At 71.6% G+C, this 20495-nt stretch carries 20 protein-coding genes; 7 read left to right on the top strand and 13 right to left on the bottom strand.

All coding sequences use genetic code 11. The features are described 5' to 3' along the window. Nucleotides 1-95 precede the first annotated feature (95 nt). Complete coding sequence (locus K4B79_RS21305; protein WP_232028426.1) at nt 96-1058, bottom strand: ROK family protein; 963 nt, start codon at nt 1056-1058, stop codon at nt 96-98. A 173-nt stretch (nt 1059-1231) separates the two neighbouring features. Between K4B79_RS21305 and K4B79_RS21300 the strand changes: the two genes are divergently transcribed. Together K4B79_RS21300 and K4B79_RS21295 are read left to right on the top strand one after the other, a co-directional pair. Continuing rightward, nucleotides 1232-2326 (top strand): LacI family DNA-binding transcriptional regulator, encoded by a 1095-nt coding sequence (locus K4B79_RS21300; protein ID WP_232028891.1) that lies wholly within the window; start codon nt 1232-1234, stop codon nt 2324-2326. A gap of 151 nt (nt 2327-2477) precedes the next feature. Then, nucleotides 2478-3227 (top strand): hypothetical protein, encoded by a 750-nt coding sequence (locus tag K4B79_RS21295; RefSeq protein ID WP_232028890.1) that lies wholly within the window; start codon nt 2478-2480, stop codon nt 3225-3227. On the opposite strand, the gene K4B79_RS21290 is transcribed toward K4B79_RS21295, so the two are convergent. Together K4B79_RS21290 and K4B79_RS21285 are read right to left on the bottom strand one after the other, a co-directional pair. Further along, nucleotides 3173-5491, bottom strand: a complete 2319-nt coding sequence (locus K4B79_RS21290) for a serine/threonine-protein kinase (protein WP_232028425.1) — start codon at nt 5489-5491, stop codon at nt 3173-3175. The genes K4B79_RS21295 and K4B79_RS21290 overlap by 55 nt on opposite strands. A gap of 99 nt (nt 5492-5590) precedes the next feature. Beyond that, complete coding sequence (locus K4B79_RS21285; protein ID WP_232028424.1) at nt 5591-6895, bottom strand: DUF6986 family protein; 1305 nt, start codon at nt 6893-6895, stop codon at nt 5591-5593. A 190-nt stretch (nt 6896-7085) separates the two neighbouring features. Between K4B79_RS21285 and K4B79_RS21280 the strand changes: the two genes are divergently transcribed. Next, a complete protein-coding gene (locus K4B79_RS21280) occupies nt 7086-7979 on the top strand; it encodes an endonuclease/exonuclease/phosphatase family protein (protein ID WP_232028423.1) in 894 nt (297 codons plus the stop codon). Between the two features lie 70 nt (nt 7980-8049). Here the strand turns inward: K4B79_RS21280 and K4B79_RS21275 are convergent, their stop codons facing one another. From K4B79_RS21275 to K4B79_RS21260, 4 genes are all read right to left on the bottom strand, one after another. Continuing rightward, the gene (locus K4B79_RS21275) at nt 8050-9012 is read right to left on the bottom strand and encodes an electron transfer flavoprotein subunit alpha/FixB family protein (protein WP_232028422.1); all 963 of its coding nucleotides are present in this window, start codon (nt 9010-9012) and stop codon (nt 8050-8052) included. Between the two features lie 51 nt (nt 9013-9063). After that, the gene (locus K4B79_RS21270; RefSeq protein WP_232028421.1) at nt 9064-9852 is read right to left on the bottom strand and encodes an electron transfer flavoprotein subunit beta/FixA family protein; all 789 of its coding nucleotides are present in this window, start codon (nt 9850-9852) and stop codon (nt 9064-9066) included. Nucleotides 9853-10070: 218 nt separating this feature from the next. Next, nucleotides 10071-10580, bottom strand: coding sequence for a flavin reductase family protein (locus tag K4B79_RS21265; protein ID WP_232028420.1), 510 nt, complete (start codon nt 10578-10580; stop codon nt 10071-10073). A gap of 208 nt (nt 10581-10788) precedes the next feature. Further along, nucleotides 10789-11202: a TlpA family protein disulfide reductase gene (locus tag K4B79_RS21260; RefSeq protein WP_232028419.1), complete on the bottom strand. Its 414-nt coding sequence runs from the start codon at nt 11200-11202 to the stop codon at nt 10789-10791. 77 nt (nt 11203-11279) lie between these two features. Between K4B79_RS21260 and K4B79_RS21255 the strand changes: the two genes are divergently transcribed. Beyond that, the gene (locus tag K4B79_RS21255) at nt 11280-11696 is read left to right on the top strand and encodes a DUF4395 domain-containing protein (RefSeq protein WP_232028418.1); all 417 of its coding nucleotides are present in this window, start codon (nt 11280-11282) and stop codon (nt 11694-11696) included. 186 nt (nt 11697-11882) lie between these two features. After that, complete coding sequence (locus K4B79_RS21250) at nt 11883-12611, top strand: lysophospholipid acyltransferase family protein (RefSeq protein WP_232028417.1); 729 nt, start codon at nt 11883-11885, stop codon at nt 12609-12611. Between the two features lie 95 nt (nt 12612-12706). Here the strand turns inward: K4B79_RS21250 and K4B79_RS21245 are convergent, their stop codons facing one another. Together K4B79_RS21245 and K4B79_RS21240 are read right to left on the bottom strand one after the other, a co-directional pair. After that, nucleotides 12707-13396, bottom strand: a complete 690-nt coding sequence (locus K4B79_RS21245; RefSeq protein ID WP_232028416.1) for a B3/B4 domain-containing protein — start codon at nt 13394-13396, stop codon at nt 12707-12709. A gap of 8 nt (nt 13397-13404) precedes the next feature. Further along, entirely contained in the window at nt 13405-13977 is a 573-nt protein-coding gene (locus K4B79_RS21240) for a transglutaminase-like domain-containing protein (RefSeq protein WP_232028415.1), read from the bottom strand. Nucleotides 13978-14171: 194 nt separating this feature from the next. Here K4B79_RS21240 and K4B79_RS21235 point away from each other — a divergent pair, with 194 nt between their 5' ends. Further along, on the top strand, nt 14172-15536 hold the full coding sequence (locus tag K4B79_RS21235; protein WP_232028414.1) for a hypothetical protein: 1365 nt from the start codon (nt 14172-14174) through the stop codon (nt 15534-15536). A gap of 54 nt (nt 15537-15590) precedes the next feature. On the opposite strand, the gene K4B79_RS21230 is transcribed toward K4B79_RS21235, so the two are convergent. Genes K4B79_RS21230 through K4B79_RS21220 form a run of 3 tightly spaced genes read right to left on the bottom strand, consistent with a single transcriptional unit; the run spans nt 15591 to nt 18858 of the window. Then, a complete protein-coding gene (locus tag K4B79_RS21230; RefSeq protein WP_232028413.1) occupies nt 15591-16661 on the bottom strand; it encodes a threonine aldolase family protein in 1071 nt (356 codons plus the stop codon). Further along, nucleotides 16658-17407, bottom strand: coding sequence for an SDR family oxidoreductase (locus K4B79_RS21225; RefSeq protein WP_232028412.1), 750 nt, complete (start codon nt 17405-17407; stop codon nt 16658-16660). The genes K4B79_RS21230 and K4B79_RS21225 overlap by 4 nt, the downstream gene beginning before the upstream one ends. 53 nt (nt 17408-17460) lie before the next feature. After that, nucleotides 17461-18858, bottom strand: coding sequence for a DUF6421 family protein (locus K4B79_RS21220; protein ID WP_232028411.1), 1398 nt, complete (start codon nt 18856-18858; stop codon nt 17461-17463). 284 nt (nt 18859-19142) lie between these two features. On the opposite strand from K4B79_RS21220, the gene K4B79_RS21215 reads away from it, so the two are divergent. Further along, nucleotides 19143-19826: a glycerophosphodiester phosphodiesterase gene (locus tag K4B79_RS21215; protein WP_232028410.1), complete on the top strand. Its 684-nt coding sequence runs from the start codon at nt 19143-19145 to the stop codon at nt 19824-19826. A gap of 55 nt (nt 19827-19881) precedes the next feature. On the opposite strand, the gene K4B79_RS21210 is transcribed toward K4B79_RS21215, so the two are convergent. After that, a complete protein-coding gene (locus K4B79_RS21210; RefSeq protein WP_232028889.1) occupies nt 19882-20421 on the bottom strand; it encodes a GNAT family N-acetyltransferase in 540 nt (179 codons plus the stop codon). Between the last annotated feature and the right edge of the window lie 74 nt (nt 20422-20495).

Raw genomic sequence — 20495 nt, 5'->3', positions numbered from 1 at the left:
TGAACGCGTTCAAAACATCGGCATGCGTGCACACGGGAAGCTCGGCCCCCTCTACAGGCCGGCCGAGCTTCCCGGCGGAACGATCCTTCCGGGGGTCAGACCCCTGCCGCGGCCGGGTCCTCCCGGTCCGCGCGCCGGGCGAGGGCCGCCGCGGCCGCCCCGACCAGTCCCGCGTCCGTGCCCATCTGGGCGGGCACGACGACCAGGCGCTGGACGAAGGACAGGGTCGCGTAGTCGCCCAGCGCCTTGCGCAGCGGCGCGAACAGCACGTCGCCCGCCTTGCCCACGCCGCCCCCGATGACCGCGATGTCGATCTCCACGAGGGTCGCGGTGGCCGCGATACCGGCGGCCAGCGCCTGGGCGGCCCGCTCGAAGGAGGCCACGGCGACCGGATCGCCGGCCCGGGCCGCGGCGGCCACGGCGGCGGCGGAGGTGTCCCCGTCCGGACCGGGCAGCCAGCCGTTCTCGACCGCCCGGCGGGCGATGTTGGGGCCACTGGCGATGCGTTCCACACAGCCGCGCGCGCCGCACGGGCAGGGGTCCCCGTCGAGATCGACGCTGATGTGACCGATGTGGCCGGCGTTGCCGGTGGGACCGGGATGCAGGCGGCCGTTCAGGACCAGACCGCCGCCGACGCCCGTCGAGACGACCATGCACAGCGCGTTGTCGTGACCGCGGGCGGCGCCCTGCCAGTGCTCGGCGGCCGTGATCGCGACCCCGTCGCCGATCAGCTCCACCGGCAGCCCACCGGCCGCCGCCCGCACCCGCTCGACCAGGGGGTAGTCGCGCCAGCCGGGTACGTTCACCGGGCTCACCGTGCCCGTGGAGGCGTCCACCGGTCCGGCACTGCCGATGCCGAGGGTGGTGGCGCGCCCCCACAGCGGCGACGCGGACAGCTCGGCGAGGACCTCCTCGACGGCCCGCATGACGGTCTCGCCGTCCTCCCGGGCGGGCGTGGCGCGCTGCGCGCGGACCTGGAGCCGGCCGTGGCCGTCCACCAGCGCTCCGGCGATCTTGGTGCCGCCGATGTCGAGAGCGGCCACGAGGTCGGTGTGCATCAGTGTCGGATCTCCCCATCGGGTGTGAGAACAACCATCGGAACTAACCACGAGGAAACAGCAGGCCGGTCTCGCGGTGGGGGCGCGGGCCGGAGATTGCGGTGGACAGTGTCTCCCGCATCTGACAACGTTGTCCAGGCTCTATGCTCGACGCCACATCCTCGTACAACATCATGGACCTACGCATCCACGTGGACGACAGGACAGGACGCCGCATCGTGCCCGACACCGAACGCCGAGCAGACCGCCTCCCCGGGAACCGCTACGGCAACCGTCCGACCATGAAGGACGTGGCCGCCCGGGCCGGAGTCGGACTCAAGACGGTCTCGCGGGTGGTCAACGGCGAACCGGGCGTGACGCCCGAGACGGAACGCCGGGTGCAGGAGGCCATCGACGCGCTCGGCTTCCGGCGCAACGACAGCGCGCGGGTGCTGCGCAAGGGCCGCACGGCCAGCATCGGCCTGGTCCTGGAGGACCTCGCCGACCCGTTCTACGGCCCGCTCAGCCGCGCGGTCGAGGAGGTGGCCCGGGCCCATGGCGCGCTGCTCATCAACGGCTCCAGCGCCGAGGACCCCGAGCGCGAGCAGGAACTGGTGCTGGCGTTGTGCGCGCGCCGGGTGGACGGCCTGGTCGTCATTCCGGCCGGCGACGACCACCGGTATCTGGAGCCGGAGCTGAAGGCGGGCGTGGCCACGGTGTTCGTGGACCGTCCGGCCGGGCAGATCGACGCCGACTGCGTGGTCTCCGACAACTACGGCGGCGCCCGCGACGGCGTCGCCCACCTCATCGCCCACGGCCACCGGCGCATCGGCTTCATCGGCGACATGCCCCGCATCCACACCGCGGCCGAGCGGCTGCGCGGCTACCGGGCGGCCATGGAGGACGCGGGCATACCGGTGGAGGACGCCTGGATGTCGCTGGGTGTGACCGACCCCGAGCGGGTGCGCCGGGCGACCGAGGAGATGCTGTCCGGTCCCGCCCCGGTCACCGCCGTCTTCGCGGGCAACAACCGGGTGACGGTCACCGTGGTCCGTGTCCTCGCCGAACAGACCCGCCCCGTGGCCCTCGTCGGCTTCGACGACATCGAGCTGGCCGACCTGCTCCAGCCCGGCCTGACCGTCGTCGCCCAGGATGCGGCGACCATCGGCCGCACCGCCGCCGACCGCCTCTTCCGCCAGCTCGACGGCACGCTCCTCACCCCGGAGCGGATCGAACTGCCGACCCGCCTGATCACCCGCGGCTCGGGCGAGCTGCCGCCGGCGGACTGAGCGGCCCGTGGAGGACCGTGTGCCCCGGTCCGGGGAGACCGGCCGTGCCCCGTCCGCGTCCGAGCCCTCGCCCTCGCGGGGGACGCCGGGCCCGCCCGACGGACAGACGCTGGAAGCGCTCGGCCTCGCCGAGGCGCCGCGTGATCATCCCTTGCTCTACCCGGGTGCGTGGCCTCAGGACTCCGGGCTGCTCGACGGGGACCGGATGCTCCCCCTGGACGTCCTCGTCCACCAGGACCGGGTTCCGGTGCTGGCCGTCGGGTCCAACGCCAGCCCTGCCCAACTGCGGCACAAGATGGCCGAGTTCGGGATCAGGTCACCGATCCCGATGGTCAGGGCCCGGGTCACCGGCATCGACGTGGGCGTCTCGGCGCATGTGAGCCGGCTCGGTTATGTGTCCGCCTCCCCCTTCGACGCCCCGGACGTCGTACGGGAGTTGTTCCTCACCTGGCTCGACGCGGAGCAGCTCGCGGTGATCGACGCGAGCGAGGGCGTGCCGCTGCCGAACGGCAACTACCGGCGCGTCTGGCTGCCCGCGCCGGAGGTGCGGATCGAGGTGGGGGCGGAGACGGGAGCCGGGGTGCTGCTTCCCGGTGTGTTCGTGTACGTCAACCGGCACGGCGTCCTGCACAACGGCACGGAGGCGCCGCGCACGCACCCCGGCCAGCGGGCGTTGCTCACCGAACTCCTCGTCGGGTCGGCCCGGTTGAGGGAGCTGTTCGGCGTGACGCCGGAGGAGTTCTGCGCCAGGGCGCGGGCGGACCGGGCGTTGTGCGAGCGCGGTACCCGGCTGTTCAAGGAGGAGAAGCTGGTCACGGTCTCCGGTCTGGAGCGGTTCGTACGGGGTCAGCAGACCGGGAGTCCGGGGACCGGCGCGTCGTTGTCGCCGCCCTTGACGTAGACGTCGCTGACGTAGACGCCGGTGTTGCCGCTGTCGTCGTCCGTCTTGGCCCACCAGACGTTGGTCCACTCGCCGTAGGTCTCCCGGCGGCCCAGATTCGCCTGGCAGTAGAAGTAGTTGGTGCCCGCCTTGAGGACGCCGACCTCGCTGCCGGAGGCGGTGTAGGACGTGGCGGTGCGCCAGACCTCGCAGTTGTACTTGCCGCCGCCGATGGACACGCAGGCGGGGGCGGGCGTGGTCTCGCCGCCTCCACCGCCGCCTCCGCTGCTGCTTCCGCCTGTCGTGCCACCGTCGCCGGAGCCGCCGCCCGTGGTCCCGCCGCCTCCGGTCGTACCGCCGCCCGCGGTACTGGTCGGAGTGGGTGCGGCCCCTCCGCCACCCGAGGACGACGACGTTCCGCTCTCCTTGTCCGGCGTGCCGCTCGGGGACGGCGTCTTCTTGCCGGCCGGTCCGGTGGACTCCAGTGAGGGCGAGGCGGAGCCGTTCGCGGAGTCCGGCGTCGCGGCGGTCGCCCCGGTGGACGCCTTGCCCGCCTCGGCGCCCGTCCCCGCCTCCGCGTCCCCGGAGTCACCCACCAGGGAGACCGTGACTCCCGCCGCCGCGAGGACGACCGTCACGGCGAGGGCGGCGAGGAGCGCGCGGCCCTTGCGCCGGGCGGGGCGGTCGGTGCCGGGGGCGGGCAGGCGGCCGGTGGGTGCGGAGCCGGAGTCCGGGGAGGCGGAGGGCACGCTCCCGTGACCGTACTCGGCGGCCCCGCCGGGTGCGGACTGTCCCGCCGGCCCGAACACTCCGGGCGCGCCGAACGCGTGGGGCGCGGGCAGCCCGTGACCGGGAGCGCCCTGGCCCTCCGGGGTGCCGGGGGTGTGACTGCTGCCGTGAGCCGGGGTGCTGAAGGACGGGGTGCCATGAGCCGGAGTGCCCTGGCCCGGGGTGCCGTGGGCGGGAGTGCCATGCCCCGGCGTGTTCTGGTGCTGCGCGCCGAACCCTGACGCCGGCGGCGTGACGTGCTCCGCAGGACCGAAGCCCGGCGCTCCGGGGGCGCCTTGGGCCGGCGTGCCGGGGGTGGGGGTGTTGTGGGCCGGCGTGCTGTGGTCTTGGGTGCCCTGAGCCGGCGTGCCCTGCGCCTGGGTGCCGTGGCCCGGTGTGCCCTGTCCTGGCGTGCTCCGGTCGTGCGGGCCGAAGCCGGGTGCCGACGGCGTGCCCTGGCCCGCACCCCCGACAGCCCCCGCCGCCCCGGACATGCCCTGCCCCTCAGGCCCGAAGCTCTGTGCCGCGGCGGTCTCGTGCCCGTGCCCCGAAGCCGCCCCCGGGGTGGAGCCCCCGTTCGGGTCGGTGGTGTCCTGGTGCGCTCCCCCGTTTCCTGGGGCCGCCGGGCCGCGGAGGGTGGTCGTAGGGAGATCCGTGCCGGTGGTGTCGGCGACGGACTGGAGCAGTGCGCGGGCCTCCTCGGCGCCCGGGCGGCCTTCGGGGCGCTTGTCGAGGAGGCGTTGGAGGACGGGGCCGAGGTGGCCGGCGCGGCGGGGCTCGGTCAGGGGCTCGGTGACGATCGCGGTGAGCGTGGAGAAGGTCGACGTACGGCGGAAGGGCGAGGAGCCCTCGACGGCCGCGTAGAGCGTGGCACCCAGGGCCCAGATGTCGGAGGCGGGGCCCGGGTCGGCGCCCTGGGCGCGCTCGGGGGCCAGGTAGTCCAGGGAGCCGACGAGTTCGCCGCTGCGGGTGAGGTGGGTGGCCGAGCCGTCGCCCGGGTCCTCCATGGTGGCTATGCCGAAGTCGGTGAGGACGACCCGGCCCGAACGGTCGAGCAGGATGTTGCCGGGCTTCACGTCGCGGTGCAGGACGCCGACGCTGTGGGCGGCGGCCAGCGCGTCCAGGACCTTGGCGCCGATGCCCGCCACCTCGCGGGGGTCGAGGGTGCCGCGCTCGCGCAGGACGTCGTCCAGGGAGGGACCGTCGACCAGTTCCATGACGATCAGGGGGCGGCCGTCGACCTCCGTCACGTCGTGCACGGCCACGACTCCGGGGTGGCGCACCCGGGCCGCCGCACGGGCCTCGCGCTGCATGCGCAGCCGTAGACCGTCCAGTTCGGGACCGTCGGCGTCGGTGTAGGTGCGCAGTTCCTTGACGGCGACCTCGCGGCCGAGGACCTCGTCGGCGGCCCGCCAGACCACGCCCATGCCGCCGCGCCCGAGCTGGGCCAGGATGCGATAGCGCCCGGCCAGCACTCGGCCGGCCTCGTCCGTCTGTCCGTACTCCCCCGATGGCACCGGTGCCCCGTTCTTTGACCTGTCTTTGCGTGCGTACAGACTAATCCGTCACGCGCGGCACCTCAGGCCCATGCGTCACTCTTGGTCGAGCACCGCCCGCTAGGTGCCGGAGATCGTCAGATCGCCCCTCCGCGGTGTCGCGAAGCTCTCCAGGTCGGCGCGGGTCAGGCCGGTCAGCCGGGCGACCTCGGCGATGTCGAGGGCGCCGCAGTCCAGGCCGCGCAGCAGGTAGCCGCCGAGGGCCTTGGCGGTGGCGGGCTCGTCCATGACGTCGCCGCCGACGCGGCCCGCGTAGCGGGCGAGGCGTCCGGCGGCCTGTTCGAACCCCTCGCGGTAGAAGGCGAAGACGGCGGCGTAGCGGGTGGGGATGTGGCCGGGGTGCATGTCCCAGCCCTGGTAGTAGGCGCGGGCCAGGGCGCGGCGGGTGAGGCCGTAGTGCAGGCGCCAGGCGTCGTGGACCTTGGCGGTGGGGCCGACGGGGAGGACGTTGGTCGAGCCGTCCGACAGCCGGACTCCCGTCCCCGCGGCCGCGACCTGCATGATCGCCTTGGCGTGGTCGGCGGCGGGGTGGTCACTGGCCTGGTGGGCGGCGGAGACGCCGAGGCAGGCGCTGTAGTCGAAGGTGCCGTAGTGCAGGCCGGTGGCGCGTCCCTCGGCGGCCTGGATCATGCGGGCGACCGTGGCCGTGCCGTCGGTGGCGAGGATGGACTGGCTGGTCTCGATCTGGATCTCGAAGCCGATCCGGCCCGGCTCCAGGCCGCGTGCCTTCTCGAAGGCCTCCAGGAGCCGCACCATGGCGGTGACCTGTTCGGCGTAGGTCACCTTCGGCAGGGTCAGCACGAGCCCGTCGGGCAGGCCGCCGGCCTCCATCAGGCCGGTGAGGAAGATGTCCAGGGTGCGGATGCCGCGGTCGCGGACGGCCGCCTCCATGCACTTCATGCGGATGCCCATGTACGGGGCCGCCGTGCCGTCCCGGTACGCCTCGGCGATCAGCCGGGCCGCGCGGGCGGCGGCCTCGTCCTCCTCGGCGTCCGGGCGCGGGCCGTAGCCGTCCTCGAAGTCGACGCGCAGGTCCTCGACGGGCTCCTGCTCCAGCTTGGCGCGGACGCGGGAGTACACCGGCTCGGCGAGGTCGTCGGACAGGCCGAGGACGGCGGCGAAGGAGGCGGCGTCCGGGGCGTGTTCGTCGAGGGCGGCGAGCGCCCGGTCGCCCCAGGAGCGGATGGTGTCGGCGGCGAAGACGTCACCGGGGACGTAGACGGTGTGGACGGGCTGGCGGGTGCCGGGGTCCCCGGGGTAGCGGCGCTCCAGTTCGGCGTCGACCGGGGCGAGGGAGGCGCTGATCTCCTCGCCGACGGCGCCCGCGAGGCTCGTCGCCACCTGCTCCTGCTGGCCCTGACCCATCCCACAGCCTCCTATTTTCCGCTCTACGGAATCAACAATCCGTAGAGCGAAGTTATCCGTGATGCTTCCCGCCGGTCAACACCCCGTCCACGGCACGGTCCCCCGCGTTCACCGCCGCCACCGAGAACCTCTACACCCTCTTCCGCACGACGACCCGCACCTTCATCCTGAGCTCTGGGGAGGGAATCACATGGTGAACACGACCAGCATGTCGCGCCGCATGGGTCTGCGCTCCGCGGTGGCGGCCGCGCTCACCGTGCCGCTGGTGGGCGCGGTACCGGCCTCGGCCGCCAAGGGGAGGAGCCGCCGTCTGGAGGTCATGACGTTCAACCTGCGGTTCGCGAGCGCCGCCGAGCCCAACAGCTGGGCGGTCCGCCGTCCGGTGATGCGGGAACTGTTCCGGCGCGAGGCCCCCGACGTCATCGGCACCCAGGAGGGCCTCTACCAGCAGCTGCGCGACATCCACGCCGACCTCGGGGAGCACTACGACTGGATCGGCACCGGCCGCGAGGGCGGCAGCCACGACGAGTCCACGGCGGTCTTCTACGACACCCGGCGCCTGGCCCCGACCGAGCACGACACCTTCTGGCTCTCCGACACGCCCCGGGTGATCGGCTCCAACACCTGGGGTGCCAAGCTCCCCCGCATCGCCACCTGGGTCCGCTTCCGCGATCTGCGCCACGGCGGGCGGGAGTTCTACGTCCTCAACACCCACTTCGACCACATCGGACAGTTCGCCCGAGAACGCTCCGCCGCGCTCGTCGCCGAGCGGATCGCCCAGCTGGACCGCTCCTTACCGTCCGTCCTGACCGGCGACTTCAACGCGGCGGCCCACGCCAACGAGGCCTACGACACGCTCCTGCGCGCCGGGTTCGTCGACACCTGGGACACCGCGGCCGAGCGCGGCAGGCTCTACGCCACCTTCCACGGCTACCGGCCGCTGGTCCCGGAGGGCGACCGTATCGACTGGATCCTCACCACGCCGGGCGTCACCACCCACCGGGCGTCGATCAACACCTTCGCCCTGAACGGCCAGTTCCCGAGCGACCACCTGCCGGTGCAGGCGTCGCTCACCCTGGGATGAGCCGAGGCCCCCGCGACCGCCCCTCCCGGGGTGGGGTCGCGGGGGCCTCGGCATGGCCCGGTGTCGGGGATCAGCCCTTGCGGGCCTTGATCTCCTCGGTCAGCGCCGGGACCACGTCGAAGAGGTCGCCGACGACGCCGTAGTCGACCAGGTCGAAGATCGGGGCCTCGGCGTCCTTGTTGACGGCCACGATGGTCTTCGAGGTCTGCATACCGGCGCGGTGCTGGATGGCACCGGAGATGCCGTTGGCGATGTAGAGCTGCGGCGAGACGGACTTGCCGGTCTGGCCGACCTGGTTGGTGTGCGGGTACCAGCCGGCGTCCACCGCGGCACGCGAGGCACCCACGGCCGCGCCGAGGGAGTCGGCGAGGGCCTCGATGATCGCGAAGTTGTCGGCGCCGTTGACGCCGCGGCCGCCGGAGACCACGATCGCGGCCTCGGTCAGCTCCGGACGCCCGGTGGACTCACGCGGCGTGCGCGCGGTGACCTTGGTGCCGGTGGCCTGCGCGGAGAAGGACACCTCCAGCGCCTCGACGGCCGGGTTGGCCGGGGCGGCCTCCACGGCTGCGGAGTTGGGCTTGACCGTGATGACCGGGGTGCCCTTGGAGACACGGGACTTGGTGGTGAAGGACGCGGCGAACACCGACTGGGTGGCCACCGGGCCCTCGTCGCCGGACTCCAGGTCGACGGCGTCGGTGATGATGCCGGAGCCCAGACGCAGCGCCAGACGGGCGGCGATCTCCTTGCCCTCGGCGGAGGAGGGCACCAGCACGGCGGCCGGGGAGACGGCGGCGACCGCGGCCTGCAACGCGTCGACCTTGGGCACGACCAGGTAGTCGGCGTACTCGGCGGCGTCGTGGGTGAGGACCTTGACCGCGCCGTGCTCGCCGAGGACGGCGGCGGTGTCGGCGGCACCCGCGCCGAGCGCGACGGCGACCGGCTCGCCGACGCGGCGGGCCAGGGTCAGCAGCTCCAGGGTGGGCTTGCGGACGGCACCGTCCACGTGGTCGACGTAGACGAGAACTTCAGCCATGGGATTGCTCTCCTGCTTGGATCAGATGAGGGGCGGTCGGCGGAGTCGAGCTCAGATGAACTTCTGGCTCGCGAGGAACTCGGCGAGCTGCTTGCCGCCCTCGCCCTCGTCCTTGACGATCGTGCCGGCCGTGCGGGCCGGGCGCTCCGCGGCGGAGTCGACGACCGTGTAGGAGCCCTCCAGGCCGACCTCCTCGGCCTCCAGGTCCAGGTCGGACAGGTCCCAGGCCTCGACCGGCTTCTTCTTGGCCGCCATGATGCCCTTGAAGGAGGGGTAACGCGCCTCGCCGGACTGGTCGGTGACCGACACGACGGCCGGCAGGGAGGCCTCGAGCTGCTCGGAGGCGGCGTCGCCGTCGCGGCGGCCCTTGACCGTGCCGTCCTCGACGGAGACCTCGGAGAGCAGGGTGACCTGCGGGACGCCCAGGCGCTCGGCGAGCAGGGCCGGGACGACGCCCATGGTGCCGTCGGTGGAGGCCATGCCGGAGATCACCAGGTCGTAGCCGGCCTTCTCGATCGCCTTGGCCAGCACCAGCGAGGTGCCGATGGCGTCGGTGCCGTGCAGGTCGTCGTCCTCGACGTGGATGGCCTTGTCGGCGCCCATGGACAGCGCCTTGCGCAGCGCGTCCTTGGCGTCCTCGGGACCCACGGTCAGGACGGTGATCTCCACGTCGTCGTCGGAGTTCTCGGAGATCTGAAGCGCCTGCTCGACCGCGTACTCGTCCAGTTCGGAGAGCAGACCGTCGACGTCGTCCCGGTCGACGGTCAGGTCATCGGCGAAGTGCCGGTCGCCAGTGGCGTCGGGCACGTACTTCACAGTGACAACGATCCTCAAGCTCACGCCGGCTCTCCTACTGCATCGTCATTTTTCGGCTGCCTCTTGCAGGCAGCATAGGCGCCTCAAGCGGCCGATCCCGGTCGGGGCGGCCCGCGCTCCGAACGAAATATTACTCGCCAGTACACCCAGTTCGTTCCCGCTAAGCAAGCGCTTTGAACTGTGACCTGTGCAACGCAGCGTAATCGGAACCCGACGCCTTCGCAGAAGGGAGGTCCGCCCCGTCAGTCGCGCAGGCCGTTGAACCGTCCCCCGTGGTAGAGCAGGGGACGGCCGGGGCCGGCGGGGTCGCCGAGGACGACCTCGGCCAGCACGATCCGGTGGTCACCGGCCGGTACACGCGTGACGACCCGGCACACCAGCCACGCCAGGACGTCGTCGAGAACGGGAACCCCTTCGGGGCCGTCGCTCCAGGCGGTGGCCCCGCCGAAGCGGTCGGCGCCGCTGCGGGCGAACGTGGCCGCCAGCTCCTCCTGGTGCTCACCGAGTATGTGGACGCCGACATGGTCGGCCCGGGACACCGCGGGCCAGCTGGAGGCGCCGGTGCCGATACCGAAGGAGAGCATCGGGGGCTCGGCGGAGACCGAGGTCAGGGAGGTGGCGGTGAAGCCGACCGGGCCGGCCTCGCCGCGCGCGGTGACCACGGCGACTCCGGCGGCGTGCCGCCGGAAGACGGAGCGCAGGAGGTCGGGAGAGGCGAGCCGGGGGGTGCGGAGGCCGGGCGTGACCGTCATGAAGGAGTCCTTCTGCGAGGAGTGGCGTGGAGGTCCGTCGCTGCTCAACAGCTCGGACAACACGCGCTCGCGGTGCGGGCCAGGTCGACGTGGGCCCGGCCGACGAGAAGGAGTTCCGAAGGCATGGGGCCAGGCTGGCGATACGTGGTGCACACAGTCAAGTACGTTCCGGAATATGGGAGATGACTCACCGCGCCTGCGACACGGATCACACGGCCTCCCCCAGCGCGGCGATCACGTCGGCCTTGCGGGGCTGGCCGGTGGCCCGCCGTACGACTCTCCCGTCCGCGTCCAGGACCAGAACGGTCGGCGTCTTGAGGATGTCGAGCTCGCGGACGAGGTCGAGGTGCTTCTCGGCGTCGATCTCGACATGGGCGACGCCCGGGACCATGCCGGCCACCTCGTCGAGGATCCGCCGGGTGGCCCGGCAGGGGGCGCAGAACGCGCTGGAGAACTGGACGAGCGTGGCCCGCTCTCCGAGGTCCCCGCCCAACTCGGCCGGGCCGAGCAGCTTTCCGTCGTCGCGCACGCGCACCCTCACCCTCCCGCTCCGCCGCCGTTGCAGCACTCCGTAGGCGCTCGCCATCGCGAGCACCGCCACGCACACCACGAGTCCGGTCATCTCCCGCACAACCATTCACACGACTGCAAAGATTCCCGCCTCCCCGATCTCTCCCCCGTGCGGAATGCTTGATTCCCATGGACATCGATGCAAGAGGGCCGCGTTTCGGCGCGGCCGTGACGACCGTCGTCCTGGCGGTCGTGCTGATCACGGGCAGTGCCTGGCTGCTGGCCTGGCAGACGCTGGCGTTCGCCCTGGGCGCGGCGGGCGGTGTCGGCCGTTCCCCCTATGGCCTGCTCTTCCGTACGGCGGTCCGCCCGCGGCTGGGGCCGCCGACGGAGTTCGAGGCGCCCGAGCCGCCCCGGTTCGCGCAGGCGGTGGGTCTGGTCTTCGCGGGCCTGGGGCTCGTCGGCTACGCGTTCGGGCCCGAGTGGCTGGGTCTCGCGGCGACCGGGGCGGCGCTCGCGGCCGCTTTCCTCAACGCCGCGTTCGGTTACTGCCTGGGCTGCGAGATGTACCTGCTTGTACGGCGCGCGACGGTACGCGCGGAGTAAAGGCGGCTTAAAACACCGAGGTGGATCACCGGGTGACGTGACGAGAATCTCGCCACCCGCGGGCACGAGGACTAGCTCCCCGTCCGTTCTTGGGGCACGATCTGCGACATGCCGTAAACCTACGGCTGCGTAACTTCCGCCGGGGAGATCCCTTCCCGGGCAGAGAAGGAAGGGCCCACCCCGTCCATGGCAGAGCTTGTCTACCGTCCCGTCGTCGGATTCGCCCAGGCCTTGTTCAAGGCCTGGGACCTCAAGATCGACTGCAAGGGGTCGGAGAACATCCCGCGCTCGGGCGGTGCCGTCCTGGTGAGCAATCACATCAGCTACCTGGACTTCGTCTTCAACGGGCTGGCGGCACTCCCGCAGAAACGTCTCGTGCGCTTCATGGCGAAGGAGTCCGTCTTCCGCCACAAGATCTCCGGCCCGCTCATGCGCGGGATGAAGCACATCCCCGTGGACCGCAAACAGGGCGAGACGGCCTACGCGCACGCGCTGGAGTCGCTGCGGTCCGGTGAGATCGTGGGGGTCTTCCCGGAGGCCACCATCTCCCCCTCCTTCACGCTGAAGTCCTTCAAGTCCGGCGCCGCGCGCATGGCCCAGGAGGCGGGCGTCCCGCTGATCCCGATGGCCGTGTGGGGCACGCAGCGCCTGTGGACGAAGGGACACCCGCGCAACTTCAAGCGCAGCCACACCCCGATCACCATCCGCGTGGGCGAGGCGATCGAGGCCTCCCGCGACAAGTACGCGGGTGCCATCACCCGGCAGGTGCGCGAGCGGGTGCAGGAACTGCTGGAGGCCGCACAGCGCGCCTACCCGGTCCGCCCCAAGGACGCGCAGGACACCTGGTGGATGCCGGCCCACCTGGGCGGCACGGCACCGACACCGGAGCAGGTGCGCGAGGCCGAGGCGCGGTAGCCGACCGGCCGCGGGTTCGCCGTGGCCGATCGCGCACACGCGACGGAGCCGCACACCGTCACAGCCCCGGTGCGGCCCCGCGCCCTTCGGGCGGGCTACCGCACCGTCAGTGCGATCCGTGCCCCCGGGCTGAACTTCTCCAGCAGCTCGGCGAGTTCGGCGCCCGCCGCCTCGGCCTCGGCGGCCGGCATCGGTGCCAGGCTCTCCAGGAGGAAGATCCCGGAGACGGTCTTCTCGGTGAGCCGGGTGCGGGGGCCCTGGCGCCAGTTCCAGCGGCGGCAGGTGACGCCCGTGTCGTCGCGCCACACGACCTCGCCGGCGTCGGGGTGCTCGACGACCTCCTCGCCGCCCGCGACCGTCACGAAATCCTCGTCGCCGGTGGCCCGGACCAGGCGCATGCCGCCCTGGATGTGGTCGATGTCCTCGCCGCCGACGGGGATCAGATGGGCGACGCTGATGGCGTTGTAGAGGTCCACGAGGAGATTGATCCGGGGCAGCCCGGCCTCCGTCAGCGCCCGCTTGGCCAGCGCCTCGGCCGAGTTGCGGCTGCGCGACGGCTTCGAGCCGAACGCCGTGTAGACCTCGCGCCAGGCCGCCATGTGCGGGTCCTCGTGCGGGGCGCGGCCGTCCAGGCGTACGGCGAGGCGGCGGGCCGCGTCGTCCAGGAGCGCCGCGCTCGCTTCCGTGCTCGGGCCGTTGACCAGGCCGTGGGCCTCGACGACGACAGGGGTGAAGCCGGGCGCGAGCGCGCGTACCTCGTCGGACACGGTCAGGGAGAGAGTCATCGCCTGCCTCAGAGTGCGGTGGGGAGGGTCTTCCACAGATACGGCCGGTCGAGGGCGGCCTTGAGGACGTCCAGAACAGCCGGGTGAGGTGCAGCATACAAGACCGGGTAGTCCATCTCATTGGACGCCGGATCGGGCGTGAAGGCCAGCCGCTCTCCCTCCAGGGAGAACCGGGCGTCCACGCCCGGCTTGTTGCCCCGGGGGTCCTGACGATGCCAGGCCCCGTTGAACCGCACGGCGATCAGGCCGTGCACGACGTCGAACTTCTGATAGCAGAGCGCGGTCGGGATGTCCTCGGCCCGCAGCAGAGCGGTCAGCGCGTGGGCCTTGGCGTAGCAGATGCCGGTGCCCTGTTCCAGGACGTCCGAGGCGCGCCAGGTGACGCGCGGATCGCCGGAGTCCTGCGAGTGGGGGATGGTGTCGCGCACGAACTCGAAGGCCACCCGTGCATACTCATACGAGTCCGCCGCCCCATCGGCGAGCCTGGCCGCGGTCTCGCGGACGATCGGATGCTGGTGGTCGATCACCTCGTCAGCGGCCAAGTAAGCGGAGAGGTCAGCGGTTTGCTGGATCATCTGCATGACAGCAGAGCGTAGGCGGCAGCCCGCTCGGAGGTCAATCAAATTTCCGCTCATCGCATATTTATGCGTCGACACGGGAGAGTGCCCCGCCACTCGGAGAACGGCTGAACATCGCCGCAACCACGGCCCCGGCTACAACCCCTCCGCCCTGCCGTGGGTCTCGACCGCGACCGAACACCGATGAGGGGGAACTCATGAAGCATCGTCTGCTCGGAGCCGCGGTCGCCGGCTGTGCCCTGGCCGCGATCGGGGCCGGGCCCGTGCACGCCCTGTCCGACCAGCTGTGGATCGGCGTGCCGTACGAGACGGTGCTGCCGGGGCCGGACACGGACGGCAGCACACGGGAGCGCACCCTTGAGGTGCGGATCACCCACGACAACCTCGACAACGACGTGCCGGCCGGCCGGCTGAGCGTGGACGCGAGCGAGATCGCCTCCTTCGCGGTGGTGTCGTGGCCCGCCAACTGCCTGCCCGAGACGCCGACCAAGGCGGTGTGCGACGTCCCGGCGATGCCGGCCGGCATGGAGGGCGTCCCGGCCGCCCTGATCGGTCTGCGCGCACTGCCGGACGCGGACCTCAGCGCGTCCGGGACCGTGCGGTACACGGCCACCGCGGGAGAGCTGTCCGCGGCCGACACGGAGACCCGGATCACGGTGGGCAACGGCCCGGACCTCGGGCTCAGCCAGGCCCCGTGGCAGCGGGGACTCACCCCCGGAACGGACCACACCGTCCGGGCGACTGTCGCCAACAACGGCAACCGCGCCGTGGAGCGGACGCTGCTGTGGGTCTACTCCTCGTACGGCCTGCGGTTCAAGGAGCGGCACGCCAACTGCGAGTACCGGGAGGGCGCCACCGGTACAGGCGCGCTGTGCGTGCTGGACGAGGCGGTGGCTCCCGGGCAGCGGTACGACCTGGTGACCAGGCTCGGCATCGGCCGTAATGCGCTGTACGAGCGGTTCGACCACTCCGTCCTGCCCTATTCGGACGCGGCGCTGGAAGAGGCCCGCGGCGACTACACGTGGACCCGGGGAGCGGGCCCCGAGCTGGATCTGCTGCCCGTGACCGGGCAGCGGGCGGCGGCCGACGAGGACGACGTCGACCTGTCCGACAACTACCGGGCCGTCGTCCTCGACGCCAAGAACAGCGCCGACCTCAAGCTCACCGGCAACAGGATGCGTGGGGCCGCGGGGGACACGGTCACCGCCCGGATGACCGTGCTCAACCGCGGCCCGGCCTGGGTGGCGTCACTGGGTGCGGGCTCGCCCGTGGCCGTCGTGCGCTTCCAGGCACCGGCGGGCACCTCGGTCGTAGGACTGCCGGAGGACTGCTGGACTCAGCCGCCGTCCGAGGAGGGCCCCTCGGAGGCGACCTACTTCTGCGGGACGCCGATCTACCTGCACGACAAGGCGTCCTACACCTTCAAGGTCCAACTCCGGATCGACAAGGTGATTCGCGGGGCGCGGGCGGTCGTCGAGACCATCCGTGACAGCGAGCTGCCCGTCGAGCGGTTCGACCCGAACCTGCGGAACAACGTCTCGGCGATCGTCGTCAACGGCTGACAGGAGCGAAGGGAGGGGATGCGCCCGCGGCCGACCTGGTCCGAACGACAGGCTCTAGCGGGCCATCTCCTCCTTCAGCGCCGCCACGAAGGCGTCCACGTCGTCCTCGGTGGTGTCGAAGGCGCACATCCAGCGCACGACACCGGCGGCCTCGTCCCAGAAGTAGAACCGGAACCGTTGCTGGAGCCGCTCGCTCACGTCGTGCGGGAGCTTGGCGAAGACGCCGTTGGCCTGCACGGGGTAGAGGATCTCCACGCCGTGGACCGCGCGGACGCCCTCCGCCAGCCGCTGGGCCATCTCGTTGGCGTGGCGGGCGTTGCGCAGCCACAGGTCCTTGGCGAGCAGGGCCTCCAACTGCACCGAGACGAAACGCATCTTGGAGGCGAGCTGCATGGACAGCTTGCGCAGGTGCTTGAGGTGGCTGACGGCGTCCTGGTCGATGACGACGACGGCCTCGCCGAACAGCGCGCCGTTCTTCGTGCCGCCCAGCGAGAGGATGTCGACGCCGACGGCGTTGGTGAAGGTCCGCATCGGCACGTCCAGGGAGGCCGCCGCGTTGGCTATGCGGGAGCCGTCCAGATGGACCTTCATGCCGTGGGCGTGGGCGTGGTCGCAGATCGCGCGGATCTCGTCCGGGGTGTAGAGGGTGCCCAGCTCGGTGCTCTGGGTGATCGAGACGACCTGCGGCATCGCGCGGTGCTCGTCCTCCCAGCCGTACGCCTGTCGGTCGATCAGCTCGGGGGTGAGCTTGCCGTCGGGCGTGGGCACGGTGAGCAGCTTCAGTCCGCCGACCCGCTCCGGCGCCCCGCACTCGTCGACGTGGATGTGCGCGCTCTCGGCGCAGATCACCGCGCCCCAGCGGTCGGTGACCGCCTGGAGCGCGACGACGTTGGCGCCGGTGCCGTTGAAGACCGGGAACGCCTCGGCGGTGGCGCCGAAGTGGCTGCGCACGATCCGCTGGAGGTTGTCGGTGTAGTCGTCCTCGCCGTAGGCGACCTGGTGCCCGCCGTTGGCCACGGCCAGGGCGGCGAGCACCTCCGGGTGGGCGCCGGCGTAGTTGTCGCTGGCGAAACCGCGGATCTGCGGGTCGTGGTGGCGGCGGGCGTCGGTCTTCGGTGGGTTCACGGCTTCTCGGTCAGCCACAGACGGTTTCCGTTCAGTTCGGCGGCGGGCTTCTCCCAGACCCCGGCGACCTCCTCGGCCAGATCCCGGACGTCGGTGAAGCCCGCGAACTTCGCGTTGGGGCGCTCGGCGCGCATGGCCTCGTGCACCAGTGCCTTCACGACCAGGATGACAGCGGCGGAGGTCGGCCCTCCGGCGCCCCCGGCCTTGCGGAAGGCGTCGGCCAGGGCGAGCGTCCAGGCCTCTGCCGCGGCCTTGGCGGCGGCGTACGAGGCGTTGCCCGCGGTCGGCCGAGTGGCACCGGCGGCACTGATCAGCACGTAGCGTCCGCGGTCGCTGCGCTGGAGGGCCTCGTAGAAGGCCAGCGAGGTGTGCTGCACGGTGCGGATCAGCAGCAGTTCGAGGAAGTCCCAGTCGTCGAGGCTGGTCTTGATGAAGGTCTCGCTGCCGCGCCAGCCGCCGACGAGGTGGACCACGCCGTCGACGCGCCCGAACTCCTTCTCGGTGCGGGCGGCCCAGTCCCGGGTGGAGTCCAGGTCGAGCAGGTCGACCGTCTCGCCGGTGACCGTGGCGCCGCCGGCGCCGTAGCGGGCGGCGTCCACCGCCTCCGCCAGCCGCTCGGGGTCGTTGTCCGCGCCGACGACGGTCGCTCCCGCCTCGGCCAGTCGCAGCAGCGCCGCCCGGCCCGCGGGCCCGCCCGCGCCGGCCACCGCGATCACCGCACCGCTGAGCGCTCCGTTCCCCGCCATCTTCTTCGCCTCCTGCTGAGCAGTGTTCTCGGTCGCGCGAAGGTCCCCGCCGCTCACGCGGCGATCCGCTCGGCGCTCTCCGCCGTGATGCCCCGGGTCGAGGCGATCACATTCTTCAGCTTCTTGGAGAGGGCCTCATAGAACATGCTCAGCGGAAACTCGTCGGGAAGCACGTCATCGACGAGTTTCCGCGGCGGCAGGCTCAGGTCGAGGGCGTCGGGGCCCTTGGCCCACCTGGAGCCCGGGTGCGGGGCGAGGTAGGTGGAGACCAGCTCGTACCCGGCGAACCAGTGGACGAGCTTGGGGCGGTCGATGCCGTCGCGGTAGAGCTGCTCGATGTCGGCGCACAGCTGGTTGGTGACCTGCGGGGCGCGCTGCCAGTCGATGAAGAGCTTGTTGTCGGTCCAGCGCACGACGTCGTGCTTGTGCAGGTAGGCGAAGAGCAGCTGGCCGCCCAGACCGTCGTAGTTGCGGACCCGCTCGCCGGTGACCGGGAAGCGGAACATGCGGTCGAAGAGCACCGCGTACTGCACGTCACGGGCCTGCGGGACGCCGTCGGCCTGGAGTTTCACGGCCTCCTTGAAGGCGGTGAGGTCGCAGCGCAGCTCTTCGAGGCCGTACATCCAGAACGGCTGGCGCTGCTTGATCATGAACGGGTCGAAGGGCAGGTCGCCGTGGCTGTGGGTGCGGTCGTGGACCATGTCCCACAGCACGAAGGCCTCCTCGCAGCGCTTCTGGTCGTGGACCATCGCGGCGATGTCCTCGGGCAGCTCCAGGCCGAGGATGTCGACGGCGGCGGCGGTCACCCGGCGGAAGCGGGCGGCCTCGCGGTCGCAGAAGATGCCGCCCCAGCTGAACCGCTCGGGGGCCTCGCGCACGGCGATGGTCTCCGGGAAGAGGACCGCGGAGTTGGTGTCGTAGCCGGCGGTGAAGTCCTCGAACTTGATGCCGCAGAACAGCGGGTTGTCGTAGCGGGTGCGCTCCAGCTCGGCCAGCCAGTCGGGCCAGACCATGCGCAGCACGACCGCTTCGAGGTTGCGGTCGGGGTTGCCGTTCTGCGTGTACATCGGGAAGACGACGAGGTGCTGGAGGCCGTCCGCGCGGTTCGCGGCGGGCTGGAAGGCGAGCAGCGAGTCCAGGAAGTCCGGCACCCGGAAGCCGCCGTCCACCCAGCGGTGCAGGTCCTTGACCAGGGCCTCGTGGTAGGCGCGGTCGTGCGGGAGCAACGGGGACAGCTCCTCGACGGCATGGACGACGCCGCGGACGGCGAGTTCGGCGTCCGCCGGGTCCGGGGCGCGCTCCGCCTCGAAGTCGATGGAGCCGTCCTTGGACTGCCATGGCCGGATCTGCTCCACGGCATCCTTGAGCACGGCCCATGCCGGGTGCTCCACCACCCTGGTCGCGGGAGAAACCTGCTCCCCCGAAGCCGACTGCACAAGAATTTCCGTCATGTCCCATCCTCCACAGGAGAACCTCGCGTGAGGAGACCGTACACATACACAGTTTCTGCCAGCAAGAGGAGACTCGGGAGATTATCCTGTCCCACCCGCATGGTCACCGAATATTTTACTGCCACCTACCCGGATCACGCCCGCTTATGCTTCGTACACCCGCACCCCTCGCAGGTGCGGTTTCATCCCCGGTCAGGGCGGTTAGGCTGCGGATCGGCCCGCGCGGCCGTCCGCCCAGGCTCGCGCGCGGCTCCGAGCCGCCGTCGACGGAAGCGAGTCGAGCCTTGAACTTCCTCACCATCGGTCACCGCGGAGTCATGGGTGTCGAGCCCGAGAACACCCTCCGCTCCTTCGTCGCCGCCGAGCAGGCGGGCCTCGACGTCATCGAACTCGATCTGCACCTGAGCAAGGACGGCGCCCTGGTCGTCATGCACGACGCCGACGTGGACCGCACGACCGACGGGAACGGTCCGATCGCCGCGCGGACCCTCGACGAACTGCGCGCGCTGGACGCCGGCCGGGGCGAGCGGGTGCCGGTGTTCGAGGAGGTCCTGGACACCGTGGCCACGCCTCTCCAGGCCGAGATCAAGGACGTGGCGGCGGCCCGCGCGCTGGCCGAGGTCATGCACGCCCGGAACCTGGTGGGACGGGTGGAGGTCTCCTCGTTCCACGACGAGGCGATCGCCGAGATCGCCCGGCTGGTCCCAGGCGTACGCACCGCGCTGATCGCCAGCCGCTACGGCACCGACATCGTGGACCGGGCCGTGGAGGTCGGGGCCGCGACCGTCTGCCTCAACATCCGCCGGGTCACCCTGGAGATCGTGGAGCGCGCCCGCAAGGCCGACCTGAAGATCATCGGCTGGGTGGTGAACACCCAGGACCACCTGCGCCTCGTACGGGCCCTGGGCCTGGACGGCGCGACCACCGACTACCCGGAGATCAAGCGCACCGGCCGCTTCACCGCGTAGCCACCGCACCGCACGGCCGCTTCACCGCATAAACGTCACGCCTGCCGTACCCGCCTCACACCAACGGCTTGACCAGCAGCTCGAACCGCAGGTCGTCGCGCTGCGGGATGCCGAAGCGCTCGTCGCCGTACGGGAAGGGAGTGGTCTTTCCCGTACGGCGGTAGCCGCGGCGCTCGTACCAGGCGATCAGGTCCTCCCGTACGGAGATCACGGTCATGTGCATCTCCGAGACGCCCCAGTCCTCGCGGACCTGCCGCTCGGCCTCCGCGATGATCACCTTGCCGAGGCCGCCGCCCTGCTGCGTGGGACTGACCGCGAACATCCCGAAGTAGGCGTGCTCACCGCGGTGTTCGAGCTGGCAGCAGGCGACGAGCCGCCCGTCCCGCTCCACGGTCAGCAGCCTGCTGTCCGGTGCCTTGATGACGGCGAGCACACCTTCGGGGTCCGTCCGCTGCCCTTCCAGGATGTCCGCCTCGGTGGTCCATCCCGCCCGGCTGGCGTCCCCGCGGTACGCCGACTCGATCAGCGCGACCAGATCCTCCACGTCGGCGTCGGAGGCGTCGCGGAAGGTCAGTCCGTGGGCGGCGTTTTCCATGGCGGGCATCTCCGGTTCTTCGGCACGGCGCGCGGGCACCGATGAGGGTAACGCGCCACCACTAGGCTCCGGGT

This window comes from Streptomyces lincolnensis (assembly GCF_021173675.1).
In the GTDB taxonomy this organism is placed as follows: Bacteria; Actinomycetota; Actinomycetes; order Streptomycetales; family Streptomycetaceae; genus Streptomyces; species Streptomyces lincolnensis_B.
This window is presented reverse-complemented; position numbering and strand designations above follow the sequence as displayed.